20 protein-coding genes are annotated in these 21,473 nt (G+C 27.1%); 3 read left to right on the forward strand and 17 right to left on the reverse strand.

The genetic code is table 11. The features are described from left to right. Positions 1-81: 81 nt before the first annotated feature. The 12 genes from ACNI3D_RS10750 to ACNI3D_RS10805 form a co-directional block, all read right to left on the reverse strand. Positions 82-2,958: a KGGVGR-motif variant AAA ATPase gene (locus ACNI3D_RS10750; protein WP_419766984.1), complete on the reverse strand. Its 2,877-nt coding sequence runs from the start codon at positions 2,956-2,958 to the stop codon at positions 82-84. 9 nt (positions 2,959-2,967) lie between these two features. After that, positions 2,968-3,417 carry a hypothetical protein gene (locus tag ACNI3D_RS10755; protein ID WP_419766985.1) on the reverse strand — a complete coding sequence of 150 codons (450 nt, stop codon included), beginning with the start codon at positions 3,415-3,417 and terminating at the stop codon, positions 2,968-2,970. Positions 3,418-4,054: 637 nt separating this feature from the next. After that, the gene (locus tag ACNI3D_RS10760; RefSeq protein WP_419766986.1) at positions 4,055-4,504 is read right to left on the reverse strand and encodes a hypothetical protein; all 450 of its coding nucleotides are present in this window, start codon (positions 4,502-4,504) and stop codon (positions 4,055-4,057) included. A gap of 4 nt (positions 4,505-4,508) precedes the next feature. After that, the gene (locus ACNI3D_RS10765; protein ID WP_419766987.1) at positions 4,509-4,928 is read right to left on the reverse strand and encodes a hypothetical protein; all 420 of its coding nucleotides are present in this window, start codon (positions 4,926-4,928) and stop codon (positions 4,509-4,511) included. A 29-nt stretch (positions 4,929-4,957) separates the two neighbouring features. Next, positions 4,958-5,728, reverse strand: coding sequence for a hypothetical protein (locus ACNI3D_RS10770; protein WP_419766988.1), 771 nt, complete (start codon positions 5,726-5,728; stop codon positions 4,958-4,960). Between the two features lie 190 nt (positions 5,729-5,918). Beyond that, the gene (locus ACNI3D_RS10775; protein ID WP_419766989.1) at positions 5,919-7,112 is read right to left on the reverse strand and encodes a hypothetical protein; all 1,194 of its coding nucleotides are present in this window, start codon (positions 7,110-7,112) and stop codon (positions 5,919-5,921) included. Positions 7,113-7,359: 247 nt separating this feature from the next. Further along, positions 7,360-9,903: a hypothetical protein gene (locus ACNI3D_RS10780; protein ID WP_419766990.1), complete on the reverse strand. Its 2,544-nt coding sequence runs from the start codon at positions 9,901-9,903 to the stop codon at positions 7,360-7,362. Continuing rightward, positions 9,900-10,694: a hypothetical protein gene (locus ACNI3D_RS10785; protein WP_419766991.1), complete on the reverse strand. Its 795-nt coding sequence runs from the start codon at positions 10,692-10,694 to the stop codon at positions 9,900-9,902. Before ACNI3D_RS10785 ends, ACNI3D_RS10780 begins: the two co-directional genes overlap by 4 nt. Further along, the gene (locus ACNI3D_RS10790; RefSeq protein WP_419766992.1) at positions 10,691-10,900 is read right to left on the reverse strand and encodes a hypothetical protein; all 210 of its coding nucleotides are present in this window, start codon (positions 10,898-10,900) and stop codon (positions 10,691-10,693) included. Before ACNI3D_RS10790 ends, ACNI3D_RS10785 begins: the two co-directional genes overlap by 4 nt. Beyond that, positions 10,897-11,622: a Lin1244/Lin1753 domain-containing protein gene (locus tag ACNI3D_RS10795; protein ID WP_419766993.1), complete on the reverse strand. Its 726-nt coding sequence runs from the start codon at positions 11,620-11,622 to the stop codon at positions 10,897-10,899. The genes ACNI3D_RS10790 and ACNI3D_RS10795 overlap by 4 nt, the downstream gene beginning before the upstream one ends. A 157-nt stretch (positions 11,623-11,779) precedes the next feature. Continuing rightward, the gene (locus ACNI3D_RS10800; RefSeq protein WP_419766994.1) at positions 11,780-12,055 is read right to left on the reverse strand and encodes an excisionase family DNA-binding protein; all 276 of its coding nucleotides are present in this window, start codon (positions 12,053-12,055) and stop codon (positions 11,780-11,782) included. Positions 12,056-12,598: 543 nt separating this feature from the next. Continuing rightward, positions 12,599-13,378, reverse strand: a complete 780-nt coding sequence (locus tag ACNI3D_RS10805) for a TIGR02757 family protein (protein WP_419766995.1) — start codon at positions 13,376-13,378, stop codon at positions 12,599-12,601. A 65-nt stretch (positions 13,379-13,443) separates the two neighbouring features. Here ACNI3D_RS10805 and ACNI3D_RS10810 point away from each other — a divergent pair, with 65 nt between their 5' ends. After that, entirely contained in the window at positions 13,444-14,265 is an 822-nt protein-coding gene (locus ACNI3D_RS10810; RefSeq protein ID WP_419766996.1) for an SDR family NAD(P)-dependent oxidoreductase, read from the forward strand. 23 nt (positions 14,266-14,288) lie between these two features. Here the strand turns inward: ACNI3D_RS10810 and ACNI3D_RS10815 are convergent, their stop codons facing one another. The 4 genes from ACNI3D_RS10815 to rsmD form a co-directional block, all read right to left on the reverse strand. Continuing rightward, a complete protein-coding gene (locus ACNI3D_RS10815) occupies positions 14,289-15,956 on the reverse strand; it encodes a Na+/H+ antiporter NhaC family protein (protein WP_419768994.1) in 1,668 nt (555 codons plus the stop codon). A gap of 88 nt (positions 15,957-16,044) precedes the next feature. Then, complete coding sequence (locus ACNI3D_RS10820) at positions 16,045-16,596, reverse strand: manganese efflux pump MntP (protein ID WP_419766997.1); 552 nt, start codon at positions 16,594-16,596, stop codon at positions 16,045-16,047. Between the two features lie 8 nt (positions 16,597-16,604). After that, positions 16,605-17,405: an ABC transporter permease gene (locus tag ACNI3D_RS10825; RefSeq protein ID WP_419766998.1), complete on the reverse strand. Its 801-nt coding sequence runs from the start codon at positions 17,403-17,405 to the stop codon at positions 16,605-16,607. 1 nt (position 17,406) lies between these two features. Continuing rightward, positions 17,407-17,997 (reverse strand): 16S rRNA (guanine(966)-N(2))-methyltransferase RsmD, encoded by a 591-nt coding sequence (gene rsmD / locus ACNI3D_RS10830; protein ID WP_419766999.1) that lies wholly within the window; start codon positions 17,995-17,997, stop codon positions 17,407-17,409. A gap of 209 nt (positions 17,998-18,206) precedes the next feature. Here rsmD and ACNI3D_RS10835 point away from each other — a divergent pair, with 209 nt between their 5' ends. Together ACNI3D_RS10835 and ACNI3D_RS10840 are read left to right on the forward strand one after the other, a co-directional pair. After that, positions 18,207-19,040, forward strand: a complete 834-nt coding sequence (locus ACNI3D_RS10835) for a hypothetical protein (protein WP_419767000.1) — start codon at positions 18,207-18,209, stop codon at positions 19,038-19,040. A gap of 56 nt (positions 19,041-19,096) precedes the next feature. Next, on the forward strand, positions 19,097-19,909 hold the full coding sequence (locus ACNI3D_RS10840; protein WP_419767001.1) for an aldo/keto reductase family protein: 813 nt from the start codon (positions 19,097-19,099) through the stop codon (positions 19,907-19,909). 22 nt (positions 19,910-19,931) lie between these two features. Here the strand turns inward: ACNI3D_RS10840 and rny are convergent, their stop codons facing one another. After that, on the reverse strand, positions 19,932-21,473 hold the full coding sequence (gene rny / locus ACNI3D_RS10845; protein ID WP_375153689.1) for a ribonuclease Y: 1,542 nt from the start codon (positions 21,471-21,473) through the stop codon (positions 19,932-19,934).

Genomic DNA, 21,473 nt, shown 5'->3' on the forward strand with positions numbered 1-21,473 from the left:
TAAGTCTAATAAATTACTCTTTAAATAAACACAACTAATAAAATATTTATTCTAATATTTATGTTCTAAAATAATCTTTTATTATCCTTTTAAGTTCAAATAATATTTATATAAGAAAGCAAAAGCACAAACTTTTTTGTCCATACTATAATGATGTATAGAAATGGCTCCATTAAAAATCAACAACTCTTCAATATCTTCCTTACTTTTACTATCTAATGTTAAGTTTTCCAAAAAATATTCCAAAAATTTATCATACTGTTTACCTTTAAGTCTTCTAAATCTAAGTTCTGATGGAAAACGAGATGAATCTTTAATATGTTCAATTATTTTTTTAAAATCTTCATTACCCTTTTCATTAGCTAAATCTTCAAAATAATTCTGGATACAATTTTTCCTACTATCTCTATGATTATAAAAATAAGGATGTAAAATAGGCTTAGGATAAGTTGTTCCTTCTTTTTTATACATTCCAATTGCATATTTAATTAAATCTAAAAAAGGTCTAAGGCTAATTGTCTTATCTGAATTTGCCAAACTTTCATAAAACCAGTCATATGATTTGGAATATTTAACATGATTATTCTTCGGGTTTGGATTTGGATATTTTCCAAAAAAAGTATTAACCAAGGGTTCAATATTGTATTTATCAGTATCAATTTGATTATAATTATTTTTATATTGTATTTTTTTTCGTATTGTTTCAATTCTATCTTCTGAAATAGTATAATCCATTTTCATAACAGAAAAAAAATCTTCTTTTACAAATGCAAAAACAATTTTAAAGAAAAATGCAAAAATTTCTTCTTTTGACCATTCAAGATTAATAATTTTACTATCTAAAGATTTTTTATTGGTTAAATTTGTTAACTTTGTATATAAATCTCTTCTTAAAAAAAGTTTTGGCTGTATTTTTAAAAAAGGTAAACTTCTACAATAATCTATCAATGGAGCAACTATCTCAGACCATAATACAGGCTTAACAATATAATCTAGTTGGTCAAAAGTAATTAATAAATTTAAGTCATATTTTTTTAAGTGTAAATCAATATTTTTTAACTCTTTTTCAATTAAAATGAATTTATTATCATTCTTTATAAATTCTTCAAAAAACAACTTATTTTCAGTTGAATTTTCTAAATTTTGAGGAAGTATATTAGATAGAGAATCTGATATTTTATAATTATTTATACTATTCTTATCTAATAAAATTGAATTTAATATATATATCATCCAAAATCTATTATAAAAATATTCTTTATCTTGAATATCATTTTGGTCAAAATTAGTTATTTCAAAATATTTATTTTTATTTTGACTTTTAATAGAAATAACATCAATTACAGAAAATTTTATTTGACTTTTATTTGCTTTATTTTTCAAATTTGATAAAAAATCCCCATAACGTAAAGCAGAGTAAAATGCTGTTTTACCAGTCCCTTTACCCCCTATTAATAATAATTTATCAAAATTAAATATATCTTCCATACATTTTCTAAAATAAAATTTTTCTGTTAAAAAAGTATCATTATATTTAATATTTTCAGCATAACTTTCTGGATAATTTTTATATATGGTTTCTAAAATATTATTTCTCAAATGCATTTGTCTTTTATAATCATCATCTTCATCATTTCCAAAGTCTGATTGATTATTATCTAAACATTCTTTTTCATCTTTATCATTTTCAAAGTCTGATTGATTATTATCTAAACATTCTTTTTCATCTTTATCATTTCCAATATCTGATTCATCACTAAGATTATCAATCAATTCAACTAATTTAAGAAAAAATCTTTTGTAATCATTAGGCGTATTATTCTTTATAAAATCAAAATAATCTTCTTTTTCATCTTCAATAGTTCCTAAATTTCCTAAAATGTTTGATTTTCTTAAATCATATATGTCTGGTGCATAATTAACATCAGTTATAGATACAAGATAATCATTAATTTTTTCAGAAAAGCCTTTTAATCTTTTTATATAGCCATTATCTTTATGAACTAAAGAATTTATTAGTATTGAATTAATTTGATTTTCAGAATTATTATATATTTCTTTTAGAAATAATTTTACACCCGGCTCAGTTTGAATATTATCCTCAAATATTCCAATAATTACGTTACATATTTTATTTATTAAAAGTCCAAATATATCATTAAATCCTGTTCTAGAATCAATTAATATAACATCTGGAGACAATTCATTTTGAATATCATTAATTAAAGACACTATTTGATTAACAATAATATCTGTACTATTAAAATCAATTCTTGCTAATGCTTCAATATAACTATCTAAATTATCATCACCATATAAATTTCCTGCAGGCATAACATAAATTGAACCATCTCCTGAATATTCATTAGATACTTCTATCATATAGTTTTGCAATAAATTTAATTTCTCAGTTGAGGATTCTTTATCCAATATATATTCTAAAACACCATTTTTATAATCAAGTTCTTTCAATGAAAAATCAAAATAATTAGTTAACCCCGGTGCTTCAAAATCAAAATCTAAGATTACAACCTTTTTCTTGTAATGATATGCATAGTAATTTGCAAATGTAATTAAAGAAGTTGTTCTTCCGACTCCACCTTTATAACTATAAAATGATATGATTGGGATATTATTATTTTTACTTTTTAAATTCTTATTATCAATTAAATTTACTAGTCTTCTTCTATGTTCTTTATCTATAGTTACTTCAAATAACTTTTGATAATATTCATCATCATTATAAGTTTCAATACTAATCCATTCATCAATAGAAATATCAATTGGAGCAAATGTTTCTATTTCTTTTTTTATTTTTTCGTCTATATTTCCGACTAAATCTACTGAAATTGAGGTATTAAGATTCAGATATATTCTAAATTTATATATTTTTTTTTCATTTATTAGAGTATTTAAAAAATGTTCTAAATTATTTATTTCTTTTAAAGCAAGTAACACATATTCCCTTTATTTGTATTGTTGAAGTATTTCATAATTTTGCTTTGCAAATTTAAAAAATGATATTATATCATCTTTTTCATAATCTACTTTTTCTAAATATCTAATTTCTGAATTCCATGCATTAAATAAAGTTTTATGGGCATCATAATTATATATACTACTAATATTATTAGCTTCAATAGTTCTCTTTAATTTAACCAAACTATGTATTTGTATATTATCTAAATAACATAAGCCACATTGATTAAGTTTCTTAATATCTTTTTGTCTATCATATCCAACTGCAGAATAAATACTAAATTTTAATATTGTTTCAAATATATATCCACTTAAATAATATATATTTGTTAATATGTACTTTTCTTTTACTTTACAATTAACATCAAGTTTCTCAATCAAATGCTCACATGTAACTAAATGTTTTTTTGAAGCTCTTTTAAATTCAATATAAACCATAGTATTTTTTAGCTCCTAACATTAATTAAATAATTGTATAATAATAATTTTTAAAATACATAATAATTCAATAAAATTTAACTTTATGTGTAAATTAAGTCTATCAAATGTTCACAAACTAAAACTTAACTATCTTTCTTATTATCTTATTATCTTATTGTAAGCAAAAATTTGCCCTTTTAATAGGCTCTTATAAATGATTTTAGTCTATGATTGTCCATAAATAGTCTATGATTGTCCACATTTGGTCTATGATTGTCTATAAAAGGTCTATGATTGTCCACAAGATTTTATTATTTTAACTTTTATTTCAATTTAAGTTTTTTAAACTTAACTTAAAATATGTAGTTTAGTCAATAATTTTTACACATGTAGCATAGTAAATTCAATTTTTATTGGGATAACTACATATTTTAAGCTAGTATTAATTTTATGATATATTTTTAAAATTTGTACTATTTTTTAGACCTAAATCCATCCAATAACATTTTCATTCTGTCCAAATCTACTACATCAGTATAACAATCAGTACAAATAAACCTCAATGAGTTTTTAAGCACAGCATATTCACAACGACATTTTAAGCATGAAAATTTAATATATTTGCTATTTTGGTGCATGTTTATCCTTGCTCTAGTTATTTGTTTGTTTCATTTATAAACTTAACAATCTCATCAACTACTCTTTTAACAGAATATGCTTTATAGTCTGGAAACTCATATTTATCGCAACTATCATTATCTGTTTTTATTTTAATCAACTCTTTTTTATTTCGATATAAAACATCAACATCAAAATAATGAGTATCTACATAACAATTTTTATATTGATACATTCCATCTTTGATATAGATTTTCTTTTTATACTTTGAACTCTCTACATCATTTTTAATTACCTCTAAGCTCAAAATAGTAGTTGAAGTACTAGATACATTGAATCTTGATGAAAGTTCTTTCTTAATACTTAAAACATCGTTTGCAACGATTATTTTAATTGAATCATTTATTTTGGGTTGAATATTTACTGGTTGCATTACACAACTATTAAAAAATAATACAAGTATTATAATAGAGATAATTAATTTCATTTGATTAATTAGCTACTTTTTCAGCCCGATAATCTTCTAGCATTTGATTAATTGCTTTTTGGAATCTACGTGCATATTTTGAACCTATAAAATCAACAGTACCATAATTACCATTAGTTAACCAAAAAGTTACTCTTATTTTTGTATAAAAGAAATGATACAAAGCAGATATAACCAGAATTGGAGCTATTACATATGCTAATTCAGTTGGAACAACAGTGTTTCTTAAAGAGGGAACTATTGTAAAAACAAAGAATGCTCCAAATAAATGAATAAAAGCTTTTATCTTATTGCTAGGAATAAGAACATTATACTCAGTTGATTTTATTGTTTCTGGTGGAAATGTTTTATTAATCTCTGTATTTATATACCCAGCACCTGTAACCATAAAATCGTTTGACTTGTAATAAATTTTATCTTTCATGATACTTCCCTTTCAAATTATATTTTGAATTATTGTTTATTTTCTTCACTAGCTAATTTATTAGCTCTTTCAATTTTTTCTTTTTCTATTTGTTTTCTCTCTTGAGCTTTTAAAGTTTGCTCTATTTCTAGAGATTTTATAAGTTTCTTTTTATTCTTTTCATAATCTTTTTTCATTTTTTGTATTGCTTTTTGGAATTTACGTGCATATTTTGAACTTATAAAATCAACAGTAGCCCTTTTACCATTAACTAGCCAAAGTGTTACTCTAATTTTTGTATAAGAAAAATGATATAAAGCAGATATAACTAAAATTGGAGCTACTACATATGCCAATTCAGTAGGTACAGCAGAATTCCTTAGCGAAGGAACTATTGTAAATACAAAAAAAGCTCCAAGGAAATGAATAAATGCTTTTATCTTATTTGTAGGAATAAGAACATCATACTCAGTTGATTTTATTTCACTAGGTTGATATACTTTTCCTGATTTACTACTTTTATAACCTTCGTTAGTAACACTCAAATGATTTTCTTTGTAATAAATCCTTTCCCCTGTATTTTTATAATGAATTCTATTATAAATTACTCCAATGATTTTACTAATTATCATAATGATAATATAAAATACAAATGTAAAAAAAATAAAAGGTATATAAAAATCAGAAGTTTGAACTATTTTTAAAAGTTTATCTGAACTCATATTTGTATAGACAGTAGCTTTATCTGACCAAAATGGTGCTACACCATAAAATAACAAAGTAGTTGATATTGCCAAAAAGAGTAATTTAACATTTAACATTTATTTTTCCTAATAAAATAATCACAGATAAATCATATAAGTGATTTATCTGTTTATATAAAGTAACTATTTAAAGATAATAATAATATTATTATCTTCATATAATCTAACTTATTTTAAATCTAAATTTTTTAGAATTTAAAAAATATCTCGTAGACTACAAGAAAATCATAGATTAATTGTGAAGTAATCACTTAGGTCTTTGAATATTATTTATTCTCATCTCTTGTATTTTATTTTCCAAATCTTGTATTTTAATTGTCTGGATTTTATTTTGATATTCAACTTTTTTCAATTTTTTCTTTTCTCTTCTTATCTCACTTTCTACGTTATTTAATTCTAAATTCAAATTTCTTATCTCCTCTTGTAATTCTTTTTTATTATCATGTAAAAAACTAATCACATCATCTTTAGTTACCGCGGTATCATCATCAAAGATATATTCTGTTGAGTATTTATATTCCTCAACTTGCTCTTTTAAACTCTCTATTGTCAAATCTTTAGTTTTTATCTGTTCTTTTAACTGCCTATTTAAAGCTTCAATCTTTTCATAATCTTCTCTTTTTGCATTTGCTTTTAATAACTCAGCTCTAAGTTGTTTTATTTCATCAAGATGCTGTCTTTTTAAATCATTATCGTATTTATACTCTTGTTTCAATTGATGAGGATTTCTTCTTTCGTTTTTAGATTCACTTTTAAGTCTTCCTCTTTGCATATTTAAAGTTTCCGCTGTAATATCTTGAATTTTAGACATATCCTTTTTTGATAGTCTAAGCATCTTTCCAGTTTTATAGTCTAACCGATTATAAACTGCATGAGCATGATTATTAAAATACATTTGCATTTTAGGAGCTTTTTGCGTATATTCTTTATCAAAATACCATTCTTTAGTTTCTTTACAGTAATGAATATCTACATTTGGTGCATATGCAATTACCCTATGAGTGACATTTTGACCAGTAGGTTTATGAATCCACTCTTTTTTAGTTGAATTAAACCATAAGTCATCAGCTTTTAAAGTCACATCGACAAATACTCCCTCATCTTTATGTATTGCTATCTCAGATAGCTCAAAGCCACCTTTAAAAGCTTGATTTAAATTCTTAAAAAGCCTTTCAATATCCTCAAGTTTTGTATCAGGCATAATATTAATAACTGCTTCTTGCCAAAAAGTTTCTTTTGAACTTTTTTGCATAGCACGACCAGTTTTTTCTTTTACAAGCTTCTCAGCTTTTTCAAGGTGTACATTTCTATCCGAAATATATGACTTAAACTCATTATTTTGACATTCATGGTCTAATAAATAATGAGGTGGTCTTTCTCTATTGTTATGCTTAGTAGAATAAGGCTTAACTGTTTGTGTGTTGAATGATGCTTTGCTCATTGTAATTTCCTTTTTTTATCCCTTGCGGTAAAAAACAAATGCATTAGGGTCTCCTTAGTGTTAATTTGCAAATTAACACTATAAATAGATGTTATTTGCAAATTAACCCACGAGGAGTAAATTTGATATATTCCCACCATAAAAGTGGCTAAAATAACGATATAATAGTTATCTAAACAAAAAGTAAGAAAAATATTTCTTACTTTTTTTTGGTTTTGATATCGATATAGTCGCATCTGAAAATCATTTAGACTGGAAGATTATATTTTCCCCCTCTAGATTCTAAAGAAGATGTAATATCTTGACCAAAATTTGCTTCATCAGAATAGCCGAATTGTTTAAGAAATATCATCGAGCCAGTCAGAATCACAAAGAAAACAATAAAAGGAATAAATAATTTAACTGCAATTTCATAAAAACTTTGCTGTATTAAAGCAGTAAAGGTATTTATCATTCCTAATTCATTCAAGCCAAATAAAGCTGAAAAGTTTTTAGTTATTACAAATACAGATATAGCTTCGTAAAGAGAATTTAGAAGAATTGCAACAATTATGGAAAAGACAATTAATGTTGGTCTTGATGCAATAATTAATCCTCTAGCTAAGAACTTACTAACTGCTTGTCCTTGTGATTTCAACATTGCATAAGCCAACATAAATGGTATTACTAAATAATAAATAACTACTTCGGCTACCCAAAACAACACTACCATTAACCCCGCTGATAAAATTGCAAAAGGCACAAGTAATTGTAAGAAATAGTCATAAACCCACATAGAAACAAAAAGAACAATTGCATCGCCACCTATTTTCAAAAGCCCTTCAAAAACTGCAAAAGAGGGGCTTCTCTTTGCTATTCCAATAATAAAGTTTGCTACCATTCCTATTGAACTACCATTATCCGATTTCTCAGAAAAATAAACATCATTTCCAACTTCCCCATTGTTTTGTTTATCGGATTTCCTGAAAACTTTTGCTTTTCTTTTAAAATATTTCTTAGATACATCTGCTCCAAAACCAGACATGTTTTGAATACCCTGATAAATTTGAGGAAACACTGGCATCATAAAATAGGATAAGGTTTTAGGGAAAAAAGCCATAAAATCTGTTTCAAGTACATCAGACATATTTGTGTCTTGAGTATAAAATGCTTTTTGAGTCTCTCTTTCGATATAAGCTCTTTTATCTTCTATGTTATCAGTAAAATATTTATACTCATCTAGATTAGACAATGTAGTATTCATTGAAGCAGTAGTAAGAGCAGACAAGAATCCCATCTCTACCGTATTCTTATAAGCAACTTCTGCTATATTTAGGATACGTCTTTCCATTCCATCATCAATTGCTATTTTGCCACTTTCATATTCTTTTATTAAATCTTTTGTTCTCAAAGCAAGTAATGATTTTTGTCTATCAAGCTCATAACAATAGTCAACTGCATATAAATTATTTTTTATTATGTCATTTGGATTTACAAGATGTGTATAAAAAGATATACTCCCGTATGCTTCTGATGGGGGATATATTAAATCTAAATCATAAACATTGGAAACAACATTACGTAAAGTATCAACATTATAAATACTAGAACATGTTGCTAATCGTGAATTATAAACTTCTCTTAATTTGGCATAATAATCTAACTTTTGTTTTCTTTCATCTTGTGTAAGGTTTGGACTTACTGAGGCATTTCTAGCCATTTGATTGATATATACTTTATTAAATGTGGCATTAAAGGAATTTGCAATCTGAACACCATCCATTATTATAGATGATGAGGCATTTTGATAGAAACTTTGTTCAAGTTTCTTATCTTTACCAAAAATATCTTTTTGATTAGTAGTTGCAGATTCATGTGTCATAAACATTCCCAAACAAACAAGGATGGAAACAACTCCACCACCAACCCAGTTGCCACTTCCACCAGTACTACCAGTTGACAACTTATGAGTATATGATTCTCCCGCAAGAATAATTACAGAAAATGGTGCTAGAAGCATAACTATTAAGAAATTTGTTTCTTGATAAAGTGAATTACTTTCTGTCAAGAAGTCAATCCAAAGAACACCTATAGTTGATATTAATTGCGAAGTTGATGAAGTAAGTTCCCTAGGTAGTTTATCTGGTTCGTATGGTTTATCTGGTGTCCTATCAATACCAAATACCTTATTTATTTTGTTACCTATTGCATTCCATAAATCTTTTGCATCACTTGCAATTCCATCGTACCAATTTCTCTCGTAACCAACTTGTTCATTTGGATAAATAGTGTATTCAGGATTTAGAACAATCTGGTTAGACTCTATAGTTTCTTTTACATTTATTATCTTTGTATCTACTGTTAATACAGCTACCAAATATTCAGGGGCAGTTAAAAAGTGAACATCACCAGTACCTACAAAATTTTGGAAGTATTTAGTTTGTAACATTTTCAACTGTTCATCTAGTCTTAATGTATTAGGACTTTCAATGTTACGATTAGGAGAAAAGGTATATTCTTTTTTACAATAATCATTATAAACTACCCTAGTTTCCAACACTTTTAATGGATTTTTCACCGAATAAATATTACAAGTAATCAACCCTTTTTCTAGGATATTATTAGAAACTCTTGTAAAATAACCATCTTTTACTTCTTCACAAGTAGTTGAACAAGAAGTTGGTTTATAAGAGTATCCATCTTTTATGTATGGACTTTTATTCGTAGCTTGTGGTAACGCTGTAGTAGTATCTGCAAAAGAAATAACTGTAAAACTAACAATAAAAAGTAAAATTAATATTAAATTTCTCATTCAACTACCCTCATAAAAAATCCACCGATTCTAATTTTTTTTAAAATAGAGACCTTATCTCCAATTCCAATTTTACCTAGTAACCTTTTTCTATAAAAAACTTTACTTTTTGAGATGTCTGTTAAAGAATAATACTCATCAAAATGTCCATATAAATATACAAAATACATCTCCTTTACACTCCACACAAAAAAGAGTGCTACTAAAAGATTTCTATTTATATTCATAAGAAATGAAATCTTCATTGATAAATAAAATGCTCCAAAATACAAAACAAATAAAAGAAGAACAATAATAGTTTTATGTTCTCTCATTCTATACCCCAAATAAACTAATCCAATAGCTAGGAAGAATGCCAATATTTGTGAAATATTTATAACATCAGAGAAACCAACACTAGGATTAGAAATATCAAATAAATTACCAAAATTAATTGGCATTCTAAATGATAATAAAAACACTATAGCTAGAGGGAAAAATTTTAAAAACATAATCCAATATTTATTTGCTTTCACAAAATGTGATTGATTCTGTAAAAAGAGATTGATTTCATTAAAATAGTACACACCATCATAATCAATCAACTCTTCTTCTGGAACATACTGTTTAATGTTATTTGAGTCTATATAGTAATATCTACCACTATCTTCTTTATAACATCTTCTTTTTGTCTCTTGTTGTGAATATGATTTTATAGTTCTTTCATTCCAATCAAATTCTAGTTCTTTTTGGTAGTTTAATAAAAACATAAAAGGAGTTAAGTTGATTTCTGCTATTTGATTCTTAATCATATTGACACCTCTTGACCAGTTGTTTGAACATACTGTTCAATTATCTTTATAGGGCTTGTATCTACCCAACTCATGTCATCTTCTTTAGAACTCCATGGATATATTAATACTCCATGAATGTTCTGAGCCTTAATATTTTTACTTACATCATGCATTTCTAGTATTGCGTTAACTAGATCAGTTAATATTTTCTTATTTTTTTTCATTCAACTACTCCTAGAACATAATTTTGATTTTCAAACATCCAGTTCCAGACTTTATGTGCTTGTTCAGTTGTGAAGTCTTTTTCTATCAATGTGTTGAAGAGATAACCATTTGCTTTTACTTTTACACCAGTATTTTCTAATAATCCAAGTTCATTAGAATTAATGATTTTAAATTCTAAACTTCCTGCATATTTTTTAGTAATTATCTCCTTAAAATCTAGATAAGAGTCGATGAGACGTTTTTTCTTTTTTTCTTTTTTTATTTCTTTATTTATTAGTTCAGCATCCGTTGAACAGTTGTTCGAACACTCGTTCAACAATTGTTCTTCTTTTTCTATTCTTTCTTCTGTTTTTCTTCTTCTTGCTTTACCGCTTGCAATTCCTGCAAGACGACGTTGTTCGCGCAAATCAAAATATGGTTGAAGATATTGAATCTGTTTTGGAGAAAAGAAAAGTTTTCCATTTTCACTCTCTTCAATATCAAATAGCTTGTAATTAAAAATTAAAGTTGATAGTTTTGCTTCTGATGTCCCAAAGTCATCTGCCAGTATGTCTATATCTTCAACTGGTATTTTTAAGCTTTCTTCCTCTCGGAGACGTTCAAGGGTCATGAAGAAAAGGGCATAGCCCTCTATTCCAAAATCTTTTCTTACTCGTATTATTTTTCGGTCATTTCTTGACCCTACATAATGCGGAAAATAGTAGGATTCTTTTTTACTCATTATTTATCCTCGTATAATTTTATATAAATAAATAATCAAGATATGTACTACTATTGAAGATTATGTTCTTATTAAGTATAATGCTCTTGATTAGAACCTTTAGTCGGGATTTAATTAGCTCTCTCTTTATTTGCCTGAGAAACGATAAAGAGAGGGTTTATTTAATTATATTTTCTAATTCACATTTTTCTATCCTTATTGCACTTCCTATTCTCTTTACCTTTAGCTCTTTTTTTTCTATCATTTTTCGTATCATTATTTCTGATACATTTAGATATTGAGCAGATTGTTTTACAGACAATAGATTAAGAGTTGTTTCTTGTTCACTACTTTTCTCTATTGAAAGCAACTTATTGTTTTGCAGTATATGTAATATATCTGCTTGTATTTTGCTCATTTCATCTAATCTGTTTTCATCTACAGCTATTAGCATTTCTTTTCCTTTTTCACAATAATAATTTTTAGACAAAGAAATTTTAAGATATTTTCAAGAGAAAAGTCAAATGAATATTTTAAAGAAGTCCTATTTTATGGGGATACGATTTTTTCAACTTTTTTTAAACTTAAACAAACCTAAATTAAAACTTAAAAAAACCTAAATTAAAACTTAAAAAATAATTTTTTAGTTTTTGATTTCTATCTTAAATATTTAATATATTTTACATAGCATATACATATATAGAGATATACATTTTTGCCATTACATATATTTCACGGGGAAATATTTACATCTGTATTAAAAAAAAATTGAAAAATATTTGAAAAAATTTGAAAAATATTTGAAAAAAATATTTGTTTTAAAAAAAATTCTTAATAACTATACTGATTTTAGTAGTATTTTTTATAGTTTTTGAAGATATATACTTAATTTTTTATATTAATATAATTTTTTAAGTATTTTATAATAAAATACAATAATGTACTTAAAGTGTACTAATACAAGTATAGTTATTAAATAATACACCATAATATAGGACTATAAAAGTCTTTCCTGACCAATTCTATATAGTGCAAAATCATACTTTATAGGGTCGTTTTTATCAAACTGTTTTAATTTTGTAGTTAGTAAATATGAAGCATATAAATCGCAATTTTTTCTACTTATAAGTCCAAGTTTATTTGATACATTGAAAGTATGAGTATCTAGTGGCATTAGTAAGTCTTCACTTGATACACCTTGCCATAATCCCATATCTAAATTATCTTTTCGAACCATCCATCTTAAATACATAAACCATCTTTTGTATGCTGCATTTCCTACTTGTTTTATACTGTTTTGTTTATCTCTTTTAAAATTTGAACCAAGTAAAAATTTGTAGCCTTGGGAAGTATGGGGATTTATTTCATTTATTTTACTTATTATGTTATCTATTCCTTCACAGACATTATTATTTATTTTGTATTTCTCCACAAATAGTTCATTTAGTGTTGTTTGTTTTTTTAGTCTTGATAAGGCTATGAAAAACTCTTGGATATCTTTGCTATTTTGAAATCTATAATAGTGTTTTTCAAAACTTTTTCTAATACTCTGTTCATCTTTATTCAAAAGTGAAAAATCCAAACTATCTAAAAACTTTATTATTAATGATGCTTTTCCATAGGCAAATAGTGCACAAATAAGAGAGATGTATTCGTCATTGTGTCTTTTTGCTATAAATAGTGGGTCTGGTCGCTCTAGTATTAATTCACACTCATTATTTCTATTAGTAACTTCTATATCTAATAAGTTTTTTAGTTCTATATCTTTTTTGTTCATAGGCATCTTTGGAAGTAAAATCTTTTTCGATATAATAGCATCTTAGAAAAAATATTAGGTTAAAAATGGCAAATATATTAATAACAGGTTGTTCTTCTGGAATAGGATTAGAAACAGCAAAATTTTTAAAAAACAATGGATACAAAGTATACGCAACTGCACGAAAAAAAGAAGATGTTCTTATGTTGCAAGAGTTGGATTTCATAGCTTACAAACTAGATGTCACAAACCAAGCAGAGATAGCAGAAGTTTTAGAAAAGATCTTAAAACTAGACAGAACTTTAGATGCAGTTTTCAATAATGCAGGATATGGACAACCAGGAGCTATAGAAGATGTATCAACAGATACTCTTAAAGAACAATTTGAAACTAACTTTTTTGGACTACATGAAGTTACACTTCAAGTTATGAGAATATTTAGAAATCAAGGTTATGGAAAGATTATTCAACACAGTTCAGTTTTGGGAATCATCTCTTTGAAATTTAGAGGTGCCTATAATGCAAGTAAATATGCAATAGAAGGTATTGCTGATACCTTAAGACAAGAAGTTATAAATGATAATATTTTTGTAAGTACTATAAATACAGGTCCAGTAACTAGTAAATTTAGAGAGAATTCACTCAAAAAATTTAATGAACATATCAATATAAAAGATAGTTTTCATAGAAAAACTTATGAAAAAGAGTTAAAAACTAGACTAGAGAGCAAGGATGATGGAGGTTTATTTAATCTACCACCTTCAAGTGTGGCAAAGGTTGTTTTAAAAATCATGAAAAGTAAAAATCCAAAACCTAGATATTATGTTACAAAAGCAACTTATATTCTAGGTTTTGCAAAAAGAATACTTAGTACTAAATTACTAGATATGCTATTAAATAAAATTTAAAAGAGAAGTAATACTTCTCTTTTTTATGCCTCTTTAGGCAAATATGTTTTCCCATAAAACCTTACAGTCAAGGCTAAGACTACTAAAGCTATAGGAATCAAATAAGAGACTGAAATTCCAAGAGCTGCTGGGATATATCCAAATACTACAGAAACAACACCTACAAATACAGCATAAGGTAGTTGAGTAGAGATATGGTCCATATGATCACAACTTGACCCCATAGATGAAAGAATAGAAGTATCAGAAATAGGAGAACAATGATCTCCAAAAATAGCACCTGTCAAAACAGCTCCAATATTTAAAATAATATACTCATTTAAAGCATTAGTATCTAGTCCATAATTTATTCCAATGGCATTTGCTAAAGGAATAGTAAGTGGCATCAAAATCCCCATTGTCCCATAAGAAGTACCTGTAGAAAAAGAGATTAAAGAACCAAAAATAAAAATTGCAGATGGCAAAATAAATTGGGGCGTATCGTGTGATAAGATTGATACTAAATAAATAGAAGTACCTAACTCTTTTATAACAGCAGAAATAGACCAAGCAAGTATCAAAATAACAGCAGTAATCACTAATGCTTTTACCCCATGAACCCAAGTTTCTAAAGCTTCATTTAGGTCAAATATTTTTTGTTGCATTCCCATTGCTATAGCTACAATTGAAGCAAATAAAGCAGCTTCAAATAATACAATAGAAGCATCAGCTCCACCAAAACAATCTCTAATTGAAGCAAATGAATAAGGATCTGCTTGTACTGCTTTTAAGGCCTCACCTTCTAATGAGTGCAAACCGTTAAAGTAAAATCCTAAAAATGAAACTACAATCAAAACTGAAATTGGAATAATTGCATTCCAAATAGAATATTCTACATTTTTTTTAGGAGCCATAGTTGAAGACTCTTGATTTAAATGTTCTTCTTCATGTCTTATATGTCTTGATACTTTTCCTGTACTTGCAGCTCTAAGAGCTGCTTTATGCATAGGACCAAATTCTCTTAAAAAGTATGCTGTAAAAAATACAAATGCTAACATAAAAATATTATAAAATCTATAAGCAATCGTATCCACAAAGATTGAGTAAGCATTTATATCAACTTGCCCTATTGTTGCATAAGCATCTTTTATCAAAGAGATTTCATATCCAATCCAAGTAGAAATAAGAGCAATACCAGCTATTGGTGCAGCTGTTGCATCTATAATAAAAGCTAATTTTTCCCTTGCTATTTTTAATCTATCTGTAACTGGTCTCATAATAGGACCGATAATTAGTGAGTTTGCATAATCATCAAAAAAGATAAAAAATCCCATCACCCAAGTGTAAATTTGTGCACTTGCAGGAGTTTTTGCCTTTTTTGCAAGAGCTTTTGCTATAGCTCTTGGTCCACCCATTTTAGTAATAACAGCAATCAAACCACCGATAGTTAGAACTTGTAAAATAATACCTGCATTCCATGAATCTGCCATTGAACCAATCATTTTACTAACCATATCCATAAAACCGCCAACAAAAGCAGCAAAAATATCACCATTTACAATATTTACTAAAAATGTTCCACTAAATATTCCTATAAATAAAGAAAATATTACATTTCTAGTTATAAAGGCTAACAAAATAGCGACAACTGGTGGGATTAAAGTCCAAGCTCCAAAAAGCTCGGCATTTAACTTATTATCTGCAAGTAGCATAATTGGTAAAAATGCTAAAAATAATATACTATTTTTTAATTTATTCAAATTTTTCTCCGTATTAAATTTTATTTTTGATAGTTCTATTTTAAGAATAAAGATGTTCTAGAAGTATTTTAAGTCCAATACAAATCAATACAACACCTCCTAGTTTTTCAGCCTTGTCTTCTAAAAAGCTTCCACCTTTTGAACCCATATAAACACCTACAAAGCTAAACAAAAAGGTTACAATTCCAATGATAAACATAGATAAATAAGGATTAATATCTAACAGGTTTAAAGTAAATCCTGCAGCCATAGCATCAATACTTGTGGCAATAGCTAAGATAAATAAGACTTTATTTGAAATAATACTTATCTCATCTTCAGTATTCTCACCAAAACTTTCATAAAGCATTTTTCCACCAATTAAACTTAAAAGTAAAAATGCAACCCAATGATCAATTGACTCTATTAAACTCCCTACTCCTAAACTAGCCAAATGACCAATAAAAGGCATCAAGGCTTGGAAAAAACCAAAGAATAAAGCAGCTTTAAAAGCTAAAACTTTATCAAACTCTTTTTTCTTTACTCCAAGACCTATAGAAACAGCAAAAGCATCCATAGCTAAAGCAAATGATAAAAGTAAAACTTCAAACATATTATTTATTATCCTTTTTGTATCTCTTTTGTATTTATTTTACTTTGTAAGAAATCACTTATTTGCATCAAACAAAAAGTAACTATAAATATCATTAAACCAGGGAAAAAACTTACCCACCAAGCGATATCAAGCACAGCTTTTCCATCACTTAACAAACTTCCCCAAGACATTTCAGGAGAATTAACACCAAGTCCCAAAAATGACAATCCAGACTCAGCTAAAATAGCCCCACCTACTCCAAAAGTAAATGAAATAAGAAAGATAGGTGCTAAAAGTGGTGTGAAATATTTGAATATGATTTTAAGGCTACTTACATTGGCAAGATTTAGAACCTTTATATAAGGTTTTGTACCAATAGAAAAGCTTTCACTTCTTATCATTCTTGCCATTCCCATCCAACCAGTTATAGAAATAACTACTATCAAAATAATTGATGAAGCTTGGATATAAGATACTAAAGCAAGCAACAGGAAGAATGTTGGAAATGTCAAAAATAAATCGATGATTATGGTAATAGTTTTATCAACCTTACCCTTTAAATATCCAGCATTTATTCCAATAAAAAGACCAAAGATAGAAGAAATAGCAGCACTCAAAAATCCGATAATCAAAGAAGTTTGACCACCATTTAAGATTCTGGCAAAGATGTCTCTTCCTAACCTATCTGTACCCATTATATGAGATAAACTAGGAGCTTGTAATATTTTATTTGGATTTAATTCATAAGCAGATACATTATAAAAAAGTGGCATAAAAAAAATAATAGCTACAAAAAAAGCTAAAATATAAAATGCCACTTTATTCATACTAAGCTAGCCTAAAATATGTAAGTGTAGTTTTACCAAATTTTTTAGACTTATATTTTTCAAATTTACCTAAAACATCCGGTATTTCAACAGTTGAAACATGTTCAAAACAAATCATCATGATATTATCATTTTCAATCTCTTTTACCAATTCAAATGATTTTTCATAAATCTCTTCCATTCCATCTCTATAATCAAAAGGAGGATCAATATAAACAATCAACTCATCACTAGAATTTTTTAGTGAATTTAATATACTTGGTAATTGCACAAAAGTGTCACCCAACATTGTTTGACACTTATTTATATCTATAGATTTACAGTTATTTACTAAAATATTATATGAACTTTTATTTAATTCTATAAAATAAGATTTTTTTACATCCCTAGAAACTGCTTCTAAACCAATACTTCCACTACCTGCAAAAGCTTCTATAAATACTTTATCGATAATATCAAATTGAAGAACATTAAAAAATGACTCTTTAACTCTTGCTTTTGAACTTCTTGTTACATCTAAAGAAGGAAGCTCTATCTTTTTGCCTTTGTATTTTCCCGCAATAATTTGTGTTGTTAATATATTTTTTTTCATTACTCTTCTACTAATTTTTTGTAATTATAGTCAAAAGTTGTTTAGGGTTCTATTTTGATAAATAATATGCAAATAAATAATATATTTAATTATTAACATTGCTTACATTTAGTTTAAATGATAATTAATTAGTGCTTTTATTACTTTTTTACAACTAAATAGTTTTAAATTATTTTGTATAATAAACTATTATACTCTAAAGGAATCCTATGTACGTAAATACAGATAGCACAAATAATTGGTTGCATGTTGAAAACTCTAACAAAAATACAAGTTCTAATGAAGCTGTATCAAATAGTTTTCAAGGAATTTTAAATGAAGTACAAAATAAAATAGACAAAAATAACACAAGAACAGATGAAGAAATATTAGAAAATATGAAAAAACTTGTTGAAGATATTAAATCAGTTATGCAAACAGGTATGACTAAAGATGAAATAAAAATGTTAGAAGATATGATTAAAGAGATTAAAAAGGAAATGAAAGAAAAAAATCTTACTAAAGAAGAATTGAATGATATGATGGAGGAAATAGAGAGAAGAATTAGGGAATTTAAACTAAAACTTACAGGACAATCAATCACAAAAGCTGAAGATGTAAAAGAGATGAATGAAAAACCATCAATTGAGGATATTAACACTAGAATTGAAAAAGCACAAAAAGATGTAAAAGAGTTTAGCACACAATTACAAAAAAAAGATAGTGACAAAATTATTGAAGAAATAAAATCAATACTAAGAACAGGTATATCACCTGAGGAAGTAAAAGCATTTGAAACCTTGCTTGAGAGAATTAAAGATAAGTTAAAAGATAAGAATTATGATAAAAATGAACTTACTAAAATGATAGAAGAACTCCAAGAAAAAATATCAAAATTTAAAAGTAATATGGCAGGAGAATCTGTATTTAAAGCAGAAGATGCCCTAAAAGAAGCAAAATCAAATCTCAGTATAGAAGAAGTAGAAACTCCTCATAATATTGTTGCTAACAATCAATCACATAATCAATTGGAGTTTTTACAAAGAATAAAAAGTCACAATTAAAATAATTCCCATAAAATATATTTTTGTTATAATTAAATAAAAATATTGGATTTACCATGAATATACCAAAACTTATATATGGAACTGCCTGGAAAAAAGATGAAACAGCAAAATTAGTTGAACTTGCTGTAAAAAGTGGATTTAGAGCTATAGATACAGCTTGTCAACCTAGACACTATAATGAAAAAGGCATTGGTGATGCTTTGCAAAACCTTTATAAAGAGGGTTTTAAAAGAGAAGAGATATTTTTAGAAACAAAATTTACCCCAAAAGATGGACAAGATTTAAATAATATTCCTTATAATCCAGAAGATTCTTTAGAAAAACAAGTTTTAGACTCATTTGAAGTAAGTCTTAAAAATCTTCAAACAACATATCTTGACTCTTATATTCTACACTCACCTATTTTTCCTTTTATTCATTTGATGAAAGTTTGGAAGATTTTTGAGGGCTTTTATGAAGAAGGCAAAACTAAAAATATCGGTATAAGCAATTGTTATGATATAAGAGTTTTAAAAGCTTTATATAAAGAAGCAAAGATAAAACCAACAATACTTCAAAATAGATTTTACAAAGATAGTGATTATGACAAAGAACTAAGAGAATTTTGTAAAGAAAACAATATCACTTATCTTGGGTTTTGGACACTTAGTGCCAATCCCCACATTTTAGGCTCAGAAGAAGTTATAAATTTAGCAAGAAAGTACAAAAAAACACAAGCACAGATTTTTTATAGATTTCTCACACAAATAGGCGTTACTCCTCTAAATGGAACAACATCACAAGAACATATGAAAGAAGATTTGGATATTTTTTCTTTTGAGTTGGAAAAAAGTGATATAAAAATAATATCAACTTTTATAAACTAATAAATGAAGTTAACTTCATTTATTATCTAGCGTAAGATTCTGCTCTTATCTCTCTAATTACATTTACTTTTATCTCACCTGGATATTGAACTTTTTGTTCAATCTCTTCTGCTATTTCACTTGCTAGCAATATAGCTTCGTCATCATTTACAAGTTCAGCTTTTACTATTACTCTTACTTCTCTTCCTGCATTAATTGCAAAGGCATTAATAACACCTTTTTTAGATGTTGAGATATTTTCTACTTCTTCTACTCTTTTTAGGAAGCTTTCAAGTACTTCTCTTCTAGCTCCTGGTCTTGCCGCACTTAGAGCATCAGCAGCACAGACAGCAGCACTTTCTACATTTATAGGTTCTTCATGTCCATGGTGAGCATAAATAGAATTAATCACCGTTGCTGGTTCATCATATCTTCTACACATTTCTGCACCTAAATCCACATGGGATCCTGGTAAATCATGGGTCAAGGCTTTACCAATATCATGTAAAAGCCCTGCTCTTCTAGCTAAAATAGCATCTCCGCCCATTTGTGAAGCTAATAATCCTGCAAGATGTGCAACTTCTAGAGTGTGTTTAAGAGCATTTTGACCATAAGAAGCTCTATATCTCAATCTTCCTACTAAAATAGTAAGTTCAGGATGCATAGACTTAATTCCTAACTCCATTACAACATCTTCACCCTCTTTTAACATATTTTTGTCAAATTCAGTTTTTACTTTATTGTAAATTTCTTCTATTCGAGCTGGTTGGATTCTTCCATCTTCCAACAACTCTTCAATAGTCCTTGTAGCAACTGCCCGTCTATAAAGGTTAAAAGATGAGATAGTAATAGTATTTGGAGTATCATCAATAATAATATCAACACCTAAAAGCATCTCTAGTGCTTTTATATTTCGTCCTTCTTTACCAATAATTTTCCCTTTTGTTTCTTCGTCATTTATTGGAATATTATTGATAAGTCTTTCTGCTGCAAATTCTCCTGCATATCTAGTTACTGCATGAGAAAGCATATTATTTATCTCTTTTTTAGCGTTATCTTCTGCTATTTTATATTTTTTTCTAAACAGTGAAGCTATTTTTGCCCTAGAATCTTCTTCTACTTTTTCAAGCATCAATTCTCTTGCTTCTTCAACAGTTAATCCAGATGCATTTTCTAAAATTTTTAAAGTTTTTAAAATATTTTCTTCATAAGTTTTACTTTGTCTTTTCAATCCTTCTTTTAAAGAAGCAATTTTTTTATTATTTTCAACAATTTCTTCTTTTTCTTTTTTGATAGCTTGAAGTTCTGATTCTAGATGATGATTTAACTCTTTTTCTTTTCTTTCGATTTTACAGAACATCTCATCATATTCTCTTTTTGCACTTTTAAATTCCCTTTCGTAATCCCTCTTTGCCTTTAATTGGGCGTCTTTTAAGATAACTTCAGCCTCATGCTCTATGACATTGGCTTTTGCTTTTGCTTGTTCAATATAAATATCGATTTTTGCTTTATTTATCTTTTTAATCACGAAAAATGTAATTGCTGAAGCAAGAATAGCAACTACAAATCCTTCTATAAGTAACAT

The organism is Arcobacter siniprincipis (SeqCode) (assembly GCF_048571125.1).
Lineage (GTDB): Bacteria > Campylobacterota > Campylobacteria > Campylobacterales > Arcobacteraceae > Arcobacter > Arcobacter siniprincipis.

What these genes read in the sequence shown, in the direction of transcription:
- ACNI3D_RS10755 (WP_419766985.1), bottom strand. Translation starts at nt 3,417, where the DNA reads ATGGTTTATATTGAATTTAAAAGAGCTTCAAAAAAACATTTAGTTACA.
- ACNI3D_RS10760 (WP_419766986.1), bottom strand. Translation starts at nt 4,504, where the DNA reads ATGAAATTAATTATCTCTATTATAATACTTGTATTATTTTTTAATAGT.
- ACNI3D_RS10765 (WP_419766987.1), bottom strand. Translation starts at nt 4,928, where the DNA reads ATGAAAGATAAAATTTATTACAAGTCAAACGATTTTATGGTTACAGGT.
- ACNI3D_RS10770 (WP_419766988.1), bottom strand. Translation starts at nt 5,728, where the DNA reads ATGTTAAATGTTAAATTACTCTTTTTGGCAATATCAACTACTTTGTTA.
- ACNI3D_RS10775 (WP_419766989.1), bottom strand. Translation starts at nt 7,112, where the DNA reads ATGAGCAAAGCATCATTCAACACACAAACAGTTAAGCCTTATTCTACT.
- ACNI3D_RS10780 (WP_419766990.1), bottom strand. Translation starts at nt 9,903, where the DNA reads ATGAGAAATTTAATATTAATTTTACTTTTTATTGTTAGTTTTACAGTT.
- ACNI3D_RS10785 (WP_419766991.1), bottom strand. Translation starts at nt 10,694, where the DNA reads ATGATTAAGAATCAAATAGCAGAAATCAACTTAACTCCTTTTATGTTT.
- ACNI3D_RS10790 (WP_419766992.1), bottom strand. Translation starts at nt 10,900, where the DNA reads ATGAAAAAAAATAAGAAAATATTAACTGATCTAGTTAACGCAATACTA.
- ACNI3D_RS10795 (WP_419766993.1), bottom strand. Translation starts at nt 11,622, where the DNA reads ATGAGTAAAAAAGAATCCTACTATTTTCCGCATTATGTAGGGTCAAGA.
- ACNI3D_RS10800 (WP_419766994.1), bottom strand. Translation starts at nt 12,055, where the DNA reads ATGCTAATAGCTGTAGATGAAAACAGATTAGATGAAATGAGCAAAATA.
- ACNI3D_RS10805 (WP_419766995.1), bottom strand. Translation starts at nt 13,378, where the DNA reads ATGAACAAAAAAGATATAGAACTAAAAAACTTATTAGATATAGAAGTT.
- ACNI3D_RS10810 (WP_419766996.1), top strand. Translation starts at nt 13,444, where the DNA reads ATGGCAAATATATTAATAACAGGTTGTTCTTCTGGAATAGGATTAGAA.
- ACNI3D_RS10815 (WP_419768994.1), bottom strand. Translation starts at nt 15,956, where the DNA reads ATGCTACTTGCAGATAATAAGTTAAATGCCGAGCTTTTTGGAGCTTGG.
- ACNI3D_RS10820 (WP_419766997.1), bottom strand. Translation starts at nt 16,596, where the DNA reads ATGTTTGAAGTTTTACTTTTATCATTTGCTTTAGCTATGGATGCTTTT.
- ACNI3D_RS10825 (WP_419766998.1), bottom strand. Translation starts at nt 17,405, where the DNA reads ATGAATAAAGTGGCATTTTATATTTTAGCTTTTTTTGTAGCTATTATT.
- rsmD (WP_419766999.1), bottom strand. Translation starts at nt 17,997, where the DNA reads ATGAAAAAAAATATATTAACAACACAAATTATTGCGGGAAAATACAAA.
- ACNI3D_RS10835 (WP_419767000.1), top strand. Translation starts at nt 18,207, where the DNA reads ATGTACGTAAATACAGATAGCACAAATAATTGGTTGCATGTTGAAAAC.
- ACNI3D_RS10840 (WP_419767001.1), top strand. Translation starts at nt 19,097, where the DNA reads ATGAATATACCAAAACTTATATATGGAACTGCCTGGAAAAAAGATGAA.
- rny (WP_375153689.1), bottom strand. Translation starts at nt 21,473, where the DNA reads ATGTTACTTATAGAAGGATTTGTAGTTGCTATTCTTGCTTCAGCAATT.